14 protein-coding genes and 3 tRNA genes are annotated in these 15,940 nt (G+C 62.6%); 15 read left to right on the forward strand and 2 right to left on the reverse strand.

The annotated features are described in order from the left end of the window. Positions 1-213 precede the first annotated feature (213 nt). The 4 genes from lon (at position 214) to DYZ14_RS07195 (ending at position 5,669) form a co-directional block, all read left to right on the forward strand. Positions 214-2,631, forward strand: a complete 2,418-nt coding sequence (gene lon / locus DYZ14_RS07180) for an endopeptidase La (RefSeq protein WP_154720058.1) — start codon at positions 214-216, stop codon at positions 2,629-2,631. A gap of 206 nt (positions 2,632-2,837) precedes the next feature. Continuing rightward, positions 2,838-3,113 carry a DNA-binding protein HupB gene (hupB, locus tag DYZ14_RS07185; RefSeq protein ID WP_115670790.1) on the forward strand — a complete coding sequence of 92 codons (276 nt, stop codon included), beginning with the start codon at positions 2,838-2,840 and terminating at the stop codon, positions 3,111-3,113. A 95-nt stretch (positions 3,114-3,208) separates the two neighbouring features. After that, a complete protein-coding gene (locus tag DYZ14_RS07190; RefSeq protein ID WP_154720059.1) occupies positions 3,209-3,358 on the forward strand; it encodes a hypothetical protein in 150 nt (49 codons plus the stop codon). Positions 3,359-3,470: 112 nt separating this feature from the next. Then, a complete protein-coding gene (locus DYZ14_RS07195; RefSeq protein WP_154720060.1) occupies positions 3,471-5,669 on the forward strand; it encodes an esterase-like activity of phytase family protein in 2,199 nt (732 codons plus the stop codon). A 90-nt stretch (positions 5,670-5,759) separates the two neighbouring features. Here DYZ14_RS07195 and DYZ14_RS07200 read toward each other — a convergent pair whose 3' ends face one another. Next, entirely contained in the window at positions 5,760-6,746 is a 987-nt protein-coding gene (locus DYZ14_RS07200) for an aldo/keto reductase (RefSeq protein WP_154720061.1), read from the reverse strand. Positions 6,747-6,932: 186 nt separating this feature from the next. On the opposite strand from DYZ14_RS07200, the gene DYZ14_RS07205 reads away from it, so the two are divergent. Both DYZ14_RS07205 and DYZ14_RS07210 read left to right on the forward strand, forming a co-directional pair. Continuing rightward, positions 6,933-8,033 carry a hypothetical protein gene (locus tag DYZ14_RS07205; RefSeq protein ID WP_154720062.1) on the forward strand — a complete coding sequence of 367 codons (1,101 nt, stop codon included), beginning with the start codon at positions 6,933-6,935 and terminating at the stop codon, positions 8,031-8,033. 118 nt (positions 8,034-8,151) lie between these two features. After that, positions 8,152-9,480, forward strand: coding sequence for an MFS transporter (locus DYZ14_RS07210; RefSeq protein ID WP_154720063.1), 1,329 nt, complete (start codon positions 8,152-8,154; stop codon positions 9,478-9,480). 44 nt (positions 9,481-9,524) lie between these two features. Here the strand turns inward: DYZ14_RS07210 and DYZ14_RS07215 are convergent. Beyond that, positions 9,525-9,600, reverse strand: a tRNA-Val gene (locus tag DYZ14_RS07215). 338 nt (positions 9,601-9,938) lie between these two features. On the opposite strand from DYZ14_RS07215, the gene DYZ14_RS07220 reads away from it, so the two are divergent. The 9 genes from DYZ14_RS07220 to nuoF all read left to right on the forward strand — a co-directional run bounded on the left by DYZ14_RS07220 (position 9,939) and on the right by nuoF (position 15,936). Continuing rightward, positions 9,939-10,015: transfer RNA gene (locus DYZ14_RS07220), tRNA-Asp, on the forward strand. Between the two features lie 80 nt (positions 10,016-10,095). Continuing rightward, positions 10,096-10,172 (forward strand) — tRNA-Asp (locus DYZ14_RS07225). 237 nt (positions 10,173-10,409) lie between these two features. Then, positions 10,410-10,775, forward strand: coding sequence for an NADH-quinone oxidoreductase subunit A (locus DYZ14_RS07230; RefSeq protein WP_115670887.1), 366 nt, complete (start codon positions 10,410-10,412; stop codon positions 10,773-10,775). Further along, positions 10,766-11,347: a NuoB/complex I 20 kDa subunit family protein gene (locus DYZ14_RS07235; protein ID WP_028735981.1), complete on the forward strand. Its 582-nt coding sequence runs from the start codon at positions 10,766-10,768 to the stop codon at positions 11,345-11,347. Before DYZ14_RS07230 ends, DYZ14_RS07235 begins: the two co-directional genes overlap by 10 nt. An 18-nt stretch (positions 11,348-11,365) precedes the next feature. Then, the gene (locus DYZ14_RS07240) at positions 11,366-11,968 is read left to right on the forward strand and encodes an NADH-quinone oxidoreductase subunit C (RefSeq protein ID WP_154720064.1); all 603 of its coding nucleotides are present in this window, start codon (positions 11,366-11,368) and stop codon (positions 11,966-11,968) included. An 18-nt stretch (positions 11,969-11,986) separates the two neighbouring features. Next, a complete protein-coding gene (locus DYZ14_RS07245; RefSeq protein WP_154720065.1) occupies positions 11,987-13,177 on the forward strand; it encodes an NADH-quinone oxidoreductase subunit D in 1,191 nt (396 codons plus the stop codon). Continuing rightward, positions 13,177-13,419 (forward strand): hypothetical protein, encoded by a 243-nt coding sequence (locus DYZ14_RS07250; protein WP_154720066.1) that lies wholly within the window; start codon positions 13,177-13,179, stop codon positions 13,417-13,419. Before DYZ14_RS07245 ends, DYZ14_RS07250 begins: the two co-directional genes overlap by 1 nt. A gap of 19 nt (positions 13,420-13,438) precedes the next feature. Beyond that, a complete protein-coding gene (locus DYZ14_RS07255) occupies positions 13,439-14,620 on the forward strand; it encodes an NADH-quinone oxidoreductase subunit E (protein WP_154720067.1) in 1,182 nt (393 codons plus the stop codon). Positions 14,621-14,631: 11 nt separating this feature from the next. Continuing rightward, positions 14,632-15,936, forward strand: coding sequence for an NADH-quinone oxidoreductase subunit NuoF (gene nuoF / locus DYZ14_RS07260; protein WP_154720068.1), 1,305 nt, complete (start codon positions 14,632-14,634; stop codon positions 15,934-15,936). The last annotated feature ends 4 nt before the right edge of the window (positions 15,937-15,940 follow it).

Raw genomic sequence — 15,940 nt, forward strand, 5'->3', positions numbered from 1 at the left:
GCTCGGTTCCGCACCTGTCGCGCAAGCTTTGTTGTGTAGCGTTGTGTCGCCGTCCGTAACACCGCTGTCACATTCGAGGGCGGCAGGCGTTCGGTCAGGCTTGAATTCATCATCGCGGAACTCCACTTGTTGGGGGAGCAAGAGATGTGCCAGTTGCCTTCGGGGACTGGTGCCAGGTTCCGGTTCACGCCGGGACGTCGGAAAGGAATGAAAATGTCGAAAACGTCTGCAGCAAACGAAGGCAATATCTATCCCGTATTGCCCCTGCGCGACATCGTGGTTTTCCCCCACATGATCGTGCCCCTGTTCGTCGGGCGCGAAAAGTCCATCCGTGCGCTGGAAGAGGTCATGGGCTCCGACAAGCAGATCATGCTGGCGACCCAGATCAATGCCGGGGACGATGACCCTGCCTCTGACGCGATTTATGAGATCGGCACCATTGCCAATGTCCTCCAACTGCTGAAGCTTCCCGACGGTACGGTCAAGGTGCTGATCGAGGGCCGTGCGCGCGCCAAGATCGAGTCCTATACCGGCCGCGAGGAGTTCTACGAGGCGACGGCGAATGTTCTCGCCGAGCCCGACGAGGATCCCGTCGAGATCGAGGCCCTCAGCCGCTCGGTGGTCTCGGAGTTCGAGAACTACGTCAAGCTGAACAAGAAGATTTCGCCGGAAGTGGTTGGCGCCGCGAGCCAGATCGAGGACTACTCGAAGCTCGCCGACACGGTTGCCTCGCATCTTTCCATCAAGATCACCGAGAAGCAGGAAATGCTGGAAACGGTGAGCGTGAAGACGCGTCTTGAAAAGGCGCTCGGCTTCATGGAAGGGGAGATTTCCGTTCTCCAGGTCGAGAAGCGCATCCGCTCGCGCGTCAAGCGCCAGATGGAGAAGACCCAGCGCGAATACTACCTGAACGAACAGATGAAGGCGATCCAGAAGGAACTCGGCGACGGCGAAGACGGCCGCGACGAAATGGCCGAGCTGGAAGAGAAGATCGCCAAGACCAAGTTCTCCAAGGAAGCCAGGGAGAAGGCCGAGGCCGAGCTGAAGAAGCTTCGCCACATGAGCCCGATGTCGGCGGAAGCGACCGTCGTGCGCAATTATCTCGACTGGCTGCTCGGCCTGCCCTGGGGCAAGAAGTCCAAGGTCAAGGTCGACCTCAACGCGGCCGAAAAGATCCTCGACGAGGACCATTTCGGTCTCGACAAGGTCAAGGAGCGCATCGTCGAATATCTCGCCGTCCAGGCGCGTGCGACCAAGCTCAAGGGCCCCATCCTGTGCCTCGTCGGCCCTCCGGGCGTCGGCAAGACCTCGCTCGCCAAGTCGATCGCCAAGGCGACCGGCCGCGAATATATCCGTATGGCGCTCGGCGGCGTTCGTGACGAAGCCGAGATCCGCGGTCACCGCCGCACCTATATCGGCTCGATGCCGGGCAAGGTCATCCAGTCGATGAAGAAGGCGAAGAAGGGCAATCCGCTCTTCCTGCTCGACGAGATCGACAAGCTCGGCCAGGACTATCGCGGCGATCCGTCGTCGGCCCTGCTCGAGGTGCTCGATCCGGAACAGAACTCGACCTTCATGGATCACTACCTGGAAGTCGAATACGACCTGTCGAACGTGATGTTCATCACCACGGCGAACACGCTCAACATTCCGGGCCCGCTGATGGACCGCATGGAGATCATCCGGATCGCCGGCTACACCGAGGACGAGAAGCTGCAGATCGCCAAGCGGCATCTGCTGCCGAAGGCGATCAAGGACCATGCCTTGCGCCCGGAAGAATTCTCGGTCGCCGACGACGCGATCAAGGCGATCATCCAGCAGTATACCCGCGAGGCCGGGGTGCGCAGCTTTGAGCGCGAGTTGATGAAGCTCGCCCGTAAGGCGGTCACCGAAATCCTCAAGGGCAAGGTGAAGTCGGTTGCCGTGACGGCCGCCAATATCCACGACTATCTCGGCGTGCCGCGCTATCGTCACGGCGAGGCCGAGGGCGAGGATCAGGTCGGTATCGTCACCGGTCTGGCTTGGACCGAAGTCGGTGGTGAACTGCTGACGATCGAAGGCGTGATGATGCCGGGCAAGGGCCGCATGACGGTTACCGGCAACCTCAAGGATGTGATGAAGGAATCGATTTCGGCGGCGGCATCCTATGTCCGTTCGCGCGCCGTCGACTTCGGCATCGAGCCGCCGCGCTTCGACAAGTCGGACATTCACGTCCACGTTCCCGAAGGGGCAACCCCGAAGGATGGTCCGTCGGCCGGCGTCGCCATGGCGACCGCCATCGTCTCGATCATGACCGGCATTCCGGTCAACAAGGACGTGGCGATGACGGGCGAGATCACGCTGCGTGGTCGCGTGCTTCCGATCGGTGGTTTGAAGGAAAAGCTGCTCGCGGCACTGCGCGGCGGTATCAAGAAGGTTCTGATCCCGGAAGAGAACGCCAAGGACCTGGCGGATATCCCCGACAACGTGAAGAACAACCTTGAAATCGTTCCCGTCTCGCGCATGGGCGAAGTCATTCGACATGCCCTGATCCGTGTACCTGAACCGATTGAATGGGACGGAACGGTCGAAACACCCGCCATCGGCACCGTCGAAGGGGTCGACGAAACCGGGGCTGCCGTGGCGCATTGAGGCCTATTTTGCCTCACTCTTGCCAAATTGGCACATTGAACGGAAAAAGGCTGGCAGAAATGCCAGCCTTTTTTGTGCAAACTGCCTGAAAGCGCTTGTTTTCCGGGCCATTGCGGTGCTTTTGAGTTGCCTAGGGCAGATGCATCCGTATTCTCCGCCCGACTTATCCATTGAGTCGTTTCATACCAATCAGAAAGGGTGGAAACATGAACAAGAACGAACTCGTATCCGCGGTCGCCGAAAAGGCCGGCCTCACCAAGGCCGATGCAGCTTCCGCCGTTGACGCCGTTTTCGAAACGGTCCAGGCCGAGCTGAAGAACGGCGGCGACGTTCGCCTCGCTGGCTTCGGTGCCTTCACCGTCGGTCGTCGCGAAGCCTCCAAGGGCCGCAACCCGTCGACGGGCGCTGAAGTCGACATCCCGGCCCGCAACGTGCCGAAGTTCACGGCCGGCAAGGGTCTCAAGGACGCCTGCAACAGCTAATTGCTGATCGCCTGCCTGCTGAACCAGGCAGGTCATGCCAAGGGAAAGCCCGGCCATCGCGCCGGGCTTTTCTCGTTCGACGAAATGCCGGGCTGGTGCTTGCCGCAGGCTTCATCGTCCCGACCGGTCTCGCCTTGCCGCCGCTGCTCGAGGCCGTCCTTCTGGCGATCATCGGCCAGTATCGGCTGACATGTGCCTACTTCCTGATGACGGCGGAGATAGGCAAGGAACGGTCTTCCGCCTGACGGGAAGGGGCGTCATGCAATCCGTCGGGATTGTCATCCGCCTGTCATCCGCCTGTCATCCGCATGACGCAAAAGCCTTCTGTTCCTTTCCCACGGAAACAGGAGGTTTCCCATGACGTATGGCTTTTCCCGCGCGGCGCTGACCGCAGCCCTTTTGGCATCCGTAGCCGTTCCGGCCGGCGCCGAGCAGGTTTTCAATCGTATTGCATCCTTCCCGGTCGCCGCCAATATTCCGGCTGACAAGGACCAGAAGGCCGTGACGTCTGCCGAGATCATCACCGCGTCGGAAGACGGCATGACCCTCGTCTATTCCGACAGTCCGCTCGGCGTGATCGGCTTCATCGACATTTCCGACGCCAAGGCCCCGAAGGCCGGCGGCGTGCTCGCCATGGACGGCGAGCCGACCTCGGTGGCAGTAGTCGGCGGTAAGGTCCTCGTCGCCGTCAACACGTCCGAAAGCTACGTGAAGCCCTCCGGCAAGCTCGCCATCGTTGATCTCGCCTCCAAGGCCGTCGATGCAACCTGCGATCTCGGCGGCCAGCCGGATTCCGTCGCCGTGTCCGCCGACAAGAGCTTTGCCGTGATCGCCATCGAGAACGAGCGCGACGAAGACCTGAATGATGGACAGCTTCCGCAGTTGCCGGCCGGCGATCTGGCGATCGTCTCCCTGAAGGATGGTGTGGCCGATTGCGCTTCGATCAAGCACGTCGCCATGACCGGCCTTGCCGAAGTCGGCGCGGACGATCCGGAACCGGAATTCGTCTCGATCAACAGCCTCGGTGAAATCGCCGTGACGCTGCAGGAAAACAACCACATCGCCATCATCGACGGCAAGACCGGCACCGTGAAGACCCACTTTTCGGCAGGCGCCATCGACCTTGCCGGCATCGACACCAAGTCCGACGGTGCGCTGAGGTTCTCGGGCAAGAAGGAAGGCGTCCTTCGCGAGCCCGACGCGCTGAAGTGGCTCGACGACGATCGTTTCGTCGTTGCCAACGAAGGTGACTACGAAGGCGGCTCGCGCAGCTTTACTATCTTCGACAAGTCCGGCAAGGTCGCCTATGAATCGGGCGCTTCGCTCGAACTCGAGATCGCCCGGATCGGCCACTTCCCCGACAAGCGCGCCAAGTCCAAGGGCGTCGAGCTCGAGGGTCTGGAGGCGGCAACCTTCGGCGACAGCAAATACTTCTTCGTCCTTTCGGAGCGCGCGTCCGTCGTGGGCGTCTACAAGGACACCGGCGCCGAGCCGGAACTGGTCCAATTGCTGCCGTCCGGCGTGGGTCCTGAAGGCGCGGTGGCCATCCCGAGCCGCAACCTGCTCGTAACGGCCAATGAGACCGACCTGGTCGAGGACGGCGGTGCCCGCTCGCATGTCATGCTCTATGAACTGGGCGAAGGCAAAGCCGCCTATCCGACGATCCGCTCGGAAATCGTCGATGGCGCACCGATCGGTTGGGGCGCACTCTCGGGCCTCGTTGGCGATTCCGAGAAGGCAGGCCAGCTCTATGCCGTCAACGACAGCTTCTACGCCATGCAGCCGACGATCTTCACCATCGACGCGACGCAGACGCCAGCCGCCATCACGACCGCCCTGCCGGTGACGCGTGGCGGCCAGCCGGCCCAGAAGCTCGACATCGAGGGCATCACGCTCGACGGCAAGGGCGGATTCTGGCTGGCGTCTGAGGGCAATAGCGACAAGTTGCTGCCACACGCGCTCTATCACGTGAACGACAAGGGCGAAATCAAGGAAGAGATTGCCCTTCCTGCAGAACTGCTCAAGGGCGAAATCCGGTTCGGCTTCGAAGGCGTCACAATGGTCGGCTCCGGAGATGAGGCCACCCTGTGGATGGCCGTCCAGCGCGAATGGAAGGATGACGAGAAGGGCACGGTCAAGCTCGTGTCCTATAACCCGAAGTCGAAGGAATGGGGCGCCGTGCGCTATCCGCTCGACAAGGGCGAAAGCGGCTGGGTCGGCCTGTCCGAAATCACCGCCCATGGCGACCACGTCTACATCGTCGAACGCGACAACCTGATCGGCGATGCCGCCAAGCTCAAGAAGCTCTATCGCGTCGCGATCGCCGACCTGAAGCCCGCCAAGATCGGCGAAGCATTGCCGCTGGTGAAGAAGGAAGAAGTCCACGACTTCCTGCCGGACCTCAAGGCTGCGACCAACGGCTATGTCGTCGACAAGCTGGAAGGCTTTACCTTCGACGCCGCAGGCAAGGCTTTTGCGGTGACCGACAATGACGGTGTCGACGACTCCTCGGGCGAGACCCTGTTCTTCCCGGTCGACCTCAAGGGCACCAACTGACCGACATCGTCCTCCCAAGACGATTGGAGGCCGGCTGAGCAATCAGCCGGCCTCCATGCATTTCCCCACCGGCTTACCTCCGGGCGGCGCCTACCAGCGCTGATGGACGTGCGGAGCGATCAGCCGGTCGTAGATGTCCTTCGCCGCAGCCATGACGTCCTCTGAGAGGGCGGGTAGGTCGGATGCTGCCGCATTCGCCTGCGCCTGGGCGGCGTTGCGTGCGCCGGGAATGGCCACCGTGACCGCCTCGTGCATCAGGATCCAGCGCAGCGCGAAAGCGGCCATCGCCGTGCCGGCGGGCACCAGCTTGCGAACCTCCTCGACGGCCTGGAGGCCGGTCTCCAGCGGCACGCCGGCAAAGGTCTCGCCGACGTCGAAGGCCTCGCCATGGCGGTTGAAGTTGCGGTGGTCCTCGGCCGCGAACTGCGTGGCTGCCGTGATCTTGCCGGACAGGAGACCGCTTGCCAGCGGCACGCGGGCGATGACCGCGACATTGCGGCGCCTGGCCTCCTGGAAGAAAAGCCCGGCCGGGCGCTGGCGGAACAGGTTGAAGATGATCTGCACGCTGACGACGCCCGGATATTCGATTGCCTTCAGCGCCTGTTCCACGTTCTCGACGCTGACGCCGTAATGGGCGATCTTTCCGGCGCGCTTGAGCTCTTCCAGTCCCTCGAACACCTCCGGGTGATAGTAGACCTCGGCCGGCGGGCAATGCAGTTGCACGAGGTCGAGCCGCTCGACAGCGAGGTTCTGCAGGGAGCGGTCGATGAAGCCTTCCAGATTGGCCTTGGTGTAGCCGCCCGCCACATGCGGATTGAGCCGCCGGCCGGCCTTGGTGGCGACCATCGGTCGCGCGCCGCCGCGGGCCTTAAGGACCTCGGCGATGATGCGCTCCGAGCGCCCGTCGCCATAGACGTCGGCCGTGTCGATGAAGGTCATGCCGGCATCGAGCGCGGCATTGAGGGCCGCCCGGCCGTCTGCTTCGGAAACCTCGCCCCAGGAGCCGCCGATTTGCCACGCGCCGAAACCGATGTCGCTGACGGTGAAGTCCGTGTTGCCGAATGAATGCTGTCGCATGCTCGATCCTCCTCGTTCATGAATTTTGCATCGATGCAGTTAGCAAGGGTCGGACAGGCGGGCAAGGGAAGGGTGGGCGACCGTGCGCGACGACTGGTTATGCCGGGCGTGCACGCCGCAAATTCACCGTGAAGGAGGGATAGGAGAGGGCTCCTCGGTTGCTGCACCTCCATTGGGGAAGAAGGCGTGAGATTGCTGTCGGCGTTCTTGAAGGTTCTGCGCCTGGCTTCGCTGCTGGCCCTCGGGCTTGCGGTGTGGAACGCCGCAGCCACAGTCTACCGTTCCGGCATGATGTTCGGGCTGTTCGACTCCTTCGCACTCGCCGAATACCGGCTCTATGCCGCACCGGCCGCCACCTATGTCGCGGAGATCGAGCAGGCCATCGCCGCCGGCGATCACGACTATGCCGTGGCGCTCTACGATCTGGCGGTCCGCCACGGTCACGCCCTCTCTCCCGCCCTTCGGGAACGGGCCGAAGGCACATGGCTCGGCCGCGCCTATCTGACCGGCAGTCGTGCGGCGAAGGGCTTTGTCGTCGGTTCGCTCGACAGCGGCGCGGAGATCGCCGGCTCGGTGACCAGCGACCTGATCGGCGTCGGCGATCTGCGCGACTTCTCGGTCCAGGGTTACCGTTATGTGGCGGGTGAAGACTACGATTCGATCCTGTTGGGCTTGTCCGCGGTCGGGCTCGGCCTGACCGTTTCCACCCTCGGAACCGCGGGTGCCGCAGCCGTTCCCGACGCCGGCCTGTCCGTGCTGAAGAGTGCCTACCGCGCGCGCAAGCTCTCCGCGCCGCTCACCGCCTATCTGACTAAGAATGCCGCAAGGCTGGTCGACACCCGCCTATTGAAGGCCGAACTGATTGCCACGAGCGACGAAGGCGCGCTCGGTCTCGCCCGGCTGCAAAGGGTCGCGGCGCGTTCGGTGGACGGCAAGGTCGCGCAGACCTTTGTCGATGATGCGACGGTGCTCGGAACGATCGGGACGAAGGGCGGGGTGCGCAGCTCGCTGGCCGCCCTGGCCATTGCCGACGGCCCGAAGGATCTGCGCAAGCTGCAAAGGGTCGCCACCCGCTTCGGCGACGAATCGCATGCGGTGATGAAATTCCTCGGCCGGTCCATTCTTGAAATCGGGGCGGCGCTCTATGCGGTCGCCGCAGCCGTCGCCAGCCTGTTGCTGGCATTCCTGCTCGCCGCGCTGCTTCTCTCCGCGAGAATGCTTGCCCGGTTCGCTCTGGCCGGGGCGCCGGCATCCGCGCCCGTTCTGAAGCTTTTCCGAATCATCTGAGCCAGGTCTTTCGACCATTCTCCGCCACCGCCGTCGTGTGGGCGCGAAAACCAGTCTGCCGCTTCTGCCGTAACGGGATAGGCCGCAGTCGATCCCTGGCGGCCCGGAGACACTCGACATGACCAATCCGGCGTCGCAGCCCCGGCAGTCCGCCGTGACATGCTTCTATTACGCCCTGCCGGCCCTGCCGATGGCGGCGATCGCGTTGCCGCTCTACATCATCGTGCCGAGCTTCTATGCGGCCGCCTTTGCCATTCCCCTTGCGGCCATCGGCGGGGTTCTCTTGGCGATTCGTCTGATCGATGCCGTGACCGACCCGCTCTTCGGCTGGCTTGCCGACCGCGTGACGTGCCGATTCGGTCGCCGCCGCGGGTTCTTTCTCTCCTCCGTGCCCTTGACGGCCCTTGCCGCCTTCATGCTCTTCTGGCCGCCTGCCGATGCCGGCCTCGTCTATCTGGCGCTTTGGGGAACGGCGCTTTCGATCGGCGCCACCTGGACTCTTCTGCCCTATACCGCCTGGGGTGCGGAACTCTCGGACGGCTATCACGACCGCGTCCGGGTCTCGGCCTGGCGCGAGGGCGCGACGCTTGTCGGATCGCTGCTGGCCATTTCGCTGCCGTTCGTCGGCGGGCTCGAGCGGGCCGACGCCTTCCATGGCCTCGCCTGGATCGCGGTCTTTATCGTCGTCATGTTGCCGCTTGCCGGAGGCCTGGCGGTCTGGCGCGTGCCGGAGCCGGCCGATCGATCGGTGCGTCGCCTCGCCCTTCGCGAGAGCCTGGCGCATCTGGCGGGCAACCGGCCGTTTCTCAGGCTGGCCGCAGCCTTCCTGCTCAACAGCTTCGCCAATGCCATACCCGCCTCGCTGTTCATCTATTTCGTCACCGCCCGCCTGGACGCGCCGGGATGGGAAGGGCCTTTGCTGTTTTCCTATTTCCTCGCCGCGGTCGCGGGCGTTCCGCTCGCGGTCTGGACGTCGGCAAGAATGGGCAAGCACCGCGCCTGGTCGATCTCCATGGCGCTTGCCTGCCTGGTCTTCTCGGGCGCGGGCCTGCTCGGGGAGGGGGATGCCGCCATCTTCGCCGTGATCTGCGTGGCGACCGGCCTGCTGCTGGGGTACGACCTGGCGCTGCCGCCGGCCATCCAGGCCGACGTCATCGACAACGACACCGTGCGATCGGGAGAGCAACGTTCCGGCCTCTATTTCGCCGCCTGGAGTTTCATCACCAAGCTGTCCCTGGCGCTCTCGGCCGGCATCGTCTTTCCGCTGCTGGGCCTTGCCGGCTTTTCGACCGCCCCGGCTGCGTCGCAGAGCGCGACAGCGTTGCAGGCTCTCGGCGCGCTCTATGCCTGGCTGCCGATTCTGCCGAAACTGGCCGCCATCGCGCTGATGTGGCGCTTCTCCCTGGACGAGGCCGAGCAGAAGCGCTTGCGCACGCTGCTGGCATGACGCGGAAACGGCGAATGAAGGTCGAAATTTACGTTGTAAGGGAATGGTGGGCGATGAGAGACTCGAACTCCCGACATCCTCGGTGTAAACGAGGCGCTCTACCAACTGAGCTAATCGCCCTTCCGCATTGTCGGGCAAGGCCCGCTGCGTCGGTGGCCGTGATCTATGCGGATCGGGAAAAATCCGCAAGGGTGTTTGTGAAGATTTTTTGATTTTTTTCCCGCCCCGGCGGCGGGTTCAGACGGTAAGTGCCGGGTTTGCAGGCTTTTCGTGAGGGGCAGGCGAGGGTGGTTTTCCACCGGTGTCTGGAGATGGCGCCAGGGCGGACGAACAAATTTCGTTCCGTCATGGATTTGTCTTCGATCGCGCTTGACACCAATAAGCGAACCCCTTAGTTAGCCGCTCATCGAACGGCCCAGCCGATCGTAACGAAGCGGCAACGCTTCCTTGAGAAATGCGCGGGTGTAGCTCAGTTGGTTAGAGTGCCGGCCTGTCACGCCGGAGGTCGCGGGTTCGAGCCCCGTCACTCGCGCCATTCTCAAAATCTCTGCCCTTGTCGTCATGCTGTAGAGGCGGCGCCAGGGGTCGGGTCGCCTCTAGGTGATCCAACAATGCGCGGGTGTAGCTCAGTCGGTTAGAGTGCCGGCCTGTCACGCCGGAGGTCGCGGGTTCGAGCCCCGTCACTCGCGCCATTCCCATTTCCTTCATTCAGTGTTTTGTTGCGCCGCACGGTCATAATATACCGATTGCGCGCGACAGGGTTTTTACCGGCTGGTAATGTGGTCCCGCTATCGGGTGAAAAGCCCGATGCCGGTCTTGCGCAACCGGGCCGGCTGCGCTAACCACGGCTCGTTGCAACACTCTTTTCGGCTTGTTGGCCTTGTGCCCGAACTGCCGCCCGGCATTCGATACAAGCAGGGATGGACATGATGACTGAACTGCTCAGTTCCTACGTTCCGATTGCCATTTTCATCGGTATTGCCCTCGTAATCGGCCTGGCGCTGCTGATCGCGCCGTTCGCCGTTGCCTTCAAGGCGCCCGACTCGGAAAAGCTCTCGGCCTATGAATGCGGCTTCAACGCTTTCGACGATGCGCGCATGAAATTCGACATCCGCTTCTATCTGGTGTCGATCCTCTTCATCATCTTCGACCTCGAAGTCGCGTTCCTCTTCCCCTGGGCGGTCTCGTTCGGTGATATCGGTTGGTTCGGCTTCTGGTCCATGATGGTGTTCCTCGGTGTGCTGACCATCGGCTTTATTTATGAATGGAAGAAGGGGGCACTCGAATGGGAGTGAGCCAGTCCAACACGACGCTGGTTGCGCCGCAGGCCAAGGGGATCATCGATCCCAATACCGGCAAGCCGATCGGCTCTGACGATGCCTTCTTCGGCGAGATCAACAATGAGCTCGCCGACAAGGGCTTTCTCGTCACCTCGACCGACGAGCTGATCAACTGGGCCCGCACCGGCTCGCTGATGTGGATGACCTTCGGTCTCGCCTGCTGTGCGGTCGAGATGATGCAGCTCTCCATGCCGCGCTACGACGTCGAGCGCTTCGGTTTTGCGCCGCGCGCCAGCCCACGCCAGTCCGACGTGATGATCGTCGCCGGCACGCTGACCAACAAGATGGCGCCGGCGCTGCGCAAGGTCTACGACCAGATGCCGGAACCGCGCTACGTCATCTCGATGGGCTCCTGCGCCAATGGCGGCGGCTATTATCACTATTCCTATTCGGTCGTGCGCGGCTGCGACCGCGTCGTGCCGGTCGACATCTACGTGCCGGGCTGTCCGCCCACGGCAGAGGCGCTGCTCTACGGTGTGCTTCTGCTGCAGAAGAAGATCCGCCGCACCGGCACCATCGAACGGTAAGGCGAAGGGACGAGACAAATGAGTGAAGCCCTGAACGAGCTTGCATCCTACCTCTCCGAGGTGCGCGGTGCGCTCATCGCCTCTTCGGATATGCGTTACGACGAGCTGACCCTGACGGCGAAGCCCGAGACCGTCATCGCGCTCCTCACCTTCCTGCGCGACGACGTGCAGTGCGGGTTCGTCAACCTGATCGACATCTGCGGCGTCGACTACCCGAAGCGCGCAGATCGCTTCGATGTGGTCTACCATCTGCTCTCGCCGCGCCAGAATCTCCGCATCCGCGTCAAGGTCCAGACCAACGAGGACAAGCCGGTTCCGTCCGCCTGTTCCGTCTTCCCCGGCGCCGACTGGTTCGAGCGGGAAGCCTGGGACATGTACGGCATCATGTTCACCGACCATCCGGACCTGCGCCGCATTCTCACCGATTACGGTTTCGAGGGGCATCCGCTGCGCAAGGATTTTCCGACCACCGGCTTCGTTGAGGTCCGCTACGACGACAACGCCAAGCGCGTCGTCTACGAACCGGTCGAGCTCAAGCAGGAATTCCGCAATTTCGACTTCCTCTCGCCCTGGGAAGGCACGGACTACGTGCTGCCGGGCGATGAGAAGGCGAAGCAGTAGGGACGGAAGGTTATCGTCATGTCGGAACACAACGTCCGCAACTTCAACATCAACTTCGGCCCGCAGCATCCCGCGGCGCACGGCGTTCTGCGTCTGGTCCTGGAACTCGACGGCGAAATCGTCGAACGTGTCGACCCGCATATCGGCCTGCTGCACCGCGGCACCGAGAAGCTGATCGAGACCAAGACCTATCTGCAGGCGCTGCCCTATTTCGACCGGCTCGACTATGTCGCGCCGATGAATCAGGAACATGCCTATTCGCTGGCGGTCGAAAAGCTGCTCGGCGTCGAGATCCCGATCCGCGGCCAGTTGATCCGCGTCCTCTACTCGGAAATCGGCCGTATCCTGTCACATCTCCTGAACGTCACGACCCAGGCCATGGACGTCGGCGCGCTGACGCCGCCGCTCTGGGGCTTCGAGGAACGCGAAAAGCTGATGGTGTTCTATGAGCGCGCCTGCGGCGCGCGCATGCACTCGGCCTATATCCGTCCGGGTGGCGTCCACCAGGACCTGCCGCATGAACTGGTCGAGGACATCGGCAAGTGGTGCGACCAGTTCCCGGCCAAGCTCGACGACATCGACGATCTTCTGACCGGCAACCGCATCTTCAAGCAGCGCAACGTCGATATCGGCGTGGTCAGCCTTGAGGATTGCTGGGCCTGGGGCTTCTCCGGCGTCATGGTCCGCGGTTCGGGTGCGGCCTGGGATCTGCGCAAGTCGCAGCCCTATGAGTGCTATGCCGACATGGACTTCGACATCATGGTCGGCAAGAATGGCGACTGCTACGACCGCTACCTGATCCGCATGTTTGAAATGCGCGAGTCGGTGAAGATCATGAAGCAGTGCGTCAATCGCCTGCTGGGCGATGCCAAGACCGGTCCGATCTCCTCGATCGACGGCAAGGTCGTTCCGCCGAAGCGCGGCGAAATGAAGCGGTCGATGGAAGCGCTGATCCACCATTTCAAGCTCTATACCGAAGGCTACCATGTGCCGGCGGGTGAAGTTTACGCCGCGGTGGAGGCGCCCAAGGGCGAGTTCGGCGTCTATCTCGTATCGGACGGCACCAACAAGCCGTATCGCTGCAAGATCCGCGCGCCGGGCTATGCGCATCTTCAGGCGATGGACTACATCTGCCGCGGCCACCAGCTTGCCGATATTTCTGCGATCCTCGGTTCGCTCGACATCGTGTTCGGTGAGGTCGACCGCTGATGCTGCGCGTGCTGCTGACGATCGCCGCCTTTTTGTTCGCCGCCTTTGCGCAGGCGCAGGATTCAGGCGTATCGTCCAGCGGCTCCTCGACATCGATGGGTGACCTCATCAAGCAGGGCTACGAGATCAAGTCCACCGTCTCCAACGGTTCCAAGCTGATCGTATTCCTGCAGAAAGAAAACTCGGCCTATGCCTGCGAATTCACGTCCCTGACGAATTCGCGGTGTGGTTCCATAAACTGAGACAAGGCGTGAGGAAGTAATGTCCGTTCGTCGACTAGCCGAAGATCAATTCCAGCCGGTAGGTTTCTCGTTCAACGAGGAGAATGCCGTCTGGGCCGAGGCAACGATTGCCAAATATCCCGAAGGCCGGCAGCAATCGGCGGTCATTCCGCTTCTGATGCGCGCCCAGGAACAGGACGGCTGGGTTACCCGAGCGGCGATCGAAGTCGTCGCCGACAAGCTTTCCATGCCCTATATCCGCGTGCTGGAAGTCGCGACCTTCTACACCCAGTTCCAGCTGAAACCGGTGGGCACGCGCGCCCACGTCCAGGTCTGTGGCACCACGCCGTGCATGCTGCGCGGCGCCGAGGACCTGATCAAGGTCTGCAAGTCGAAGATCCATCACGATCCGTTCGAGCTCAACGAGGATGGTACCCTGTCCTGGGAAGAAGTCGAATGTCAGGGCGCCTGCGTCAATGCGCCGATGGTGATGATCTTCAAGGACTCTTATGAAGACCTGACGCCGACCCAGCTCGAGCACATCATCGATCGTTTTCAGGCAGGCAAGGGGGCCGACATTACGCCCGGTCCGCAGGTCGATCGCATCTATTCGGCCCCGGCCGGTGGACCGACGACGCTGACGGAAGAAATCGTCGTGCAGAAGGCGAAGATCGAGCCGGCACCTGTGGCCGAGGCGGCCGTGCCGCCGGCCAATGCTGCAAGGGTGGTTACCTCCACGGATGAAACCAACCCCGTGCTGAAGTCCCCCGCCGATGGCAAGTCCGCGACGCCGGGTGGTCCCGACGTGAAGCCGGCGCGCAAGAGCGCAAAGCCGGCCAGCGACGAGATCAAGGAACCCATTTCCGAAACCGCTGCCGCCGATGCCGCCGGCAAGGGCGCGAAAGCGCAGAAGGCACCGGTTGCCGCCCAGCCGTCGCTGGACGACAAGAACCGTCCGGCGGGCATCGACAAGCCGGCCACGCCGGATGACCTCAAGATGATCTCGGGCGTTGGCCCGAAAATCGAAGGCATCCTAAACGGTCTCGGCATCTACACCTTTGCCCAGATCGCCGGCTGGCAGAAGGCCGAGCGCGAATGGGTTGACGGCTATCTGAAATTTGCAGGCCGGATCGAGCGCGACGACTGGGTCAAGCAGGCCGAGGCGCTCGCTCGGGGCGGCGAGGCCGAATACATCAAGGTCTTCGGCAAGAAGCCGCGGTAAGGGGTTAGGATATGTTGAGAGATCAGGATCGCATCTTTACCAATATCTACGGCCTCAAGGACAAGTCCCTGAAGGGCGCCATGGCGCGTGGCCATTGGGACGGCACCAAGCAACTGCTTGAAAAGGGCCGTGACTGGATCGTCAACGAGGTCAAGGCCTCGGGCCTGCGCGGCCGTGGCGGCGCCGGCTTCCCGACCGGCCTCAAATGGTCGTTCATGCCGAAGGAAAGCGACGGCCGTCCGCACTATCTGGTGGTCAATGCCGATGAATCCGAACCCGGCACCTGCAAGGACCGCGACATCCTGCGCCACGATCCGCATACGCTGATCGAGGGCTGCGTCATCGCCTCCTTCGCCATGGGCGCCCATGCGGCCTACATCTATGTCCGCGGCGAGTTCATGCGTGAGCGTGAGGCCCTGCAGGCGGCGATCGACGAGTGCTATGACTACGGCCTGCTCGGCAAGAACAACAAGCTCGGCTACGATATCGACATCTATGTCCATCACGGCGCCGGCGCCTATATCTGCGGCGAAGAGACGGCATTGCTCGAAAGCCTCGAAGGCAAGAAGGGCCAGCCGCGCCTCAAGCCTCCGTTCCCGGCCAATATGGGTCTCTACGGCTGCCCGACGACGGTCAACAACGTCGAATCGATCGCCGTCACCCCCACCATCCTGCGCCGTGGCGCCGGCTGGTTCTCTTCGTTCGGCCGCCCGAACAATGTCGGCACCAAGCTGTTCATGATCTCCGGCCACGTCAATCGGCCGTGCACGGTCGAGGAGAGCATGGGCGTGACCTTCCGCGAGATGATCGAAAAGCATGCCGGCGGCATCCGTGGCGGTTGGGACAACCTGCTCGCCGTCATTCCGGGCGGCGCATCCTGCCCGGTCGTCAAGGCCGAGGACATGATGGACGTGGTGCTCGACTTCGACGGTCTGCGCGAGGTCAAGTCTTCGTTCGGTACCGGCGGCATGATCGTCATGGACAAGTCGACCGACATCATCAAGGCAATCTGGCGTATCGCGGCCTTCTTCAAGCACGAGAGCTGCGGCCAGTGCACGCCGTGTCGCGAAGGCACCGGCTGGATGATGCGCGTCATGGAGCGCATGGTGAAGGGCAATGCCCAGAAGCGCGAAATCGACATGCTGTTCCAGGTGACCAAGCAGATCGAGGGCCACACCATCTGTGCGCTCGGTGATGCCGCCGCCTGGCCGATCCAGGGCCTTATCCGCAATTTCCGGCCGGAGATCGAGGCGCGGATCGATCAGTACACACGCCACGCCATGGCGCATGGCGTGGTCATGGAAGCAGCCGAGTAAGGAA

Origin of the sequence: Ciceribacter sp. T2.26MG-112.2, assembly GCF_900492205.1 — a bacterium.
Taxonomy (GTDB): domain Bacteria; phylum Pseudomonadota; class Alphaproteobacteria; order Rhizobiales; family Rhizobiaceae; genus Allorhizobium; species Allorhizobium naphthalenivorans_A.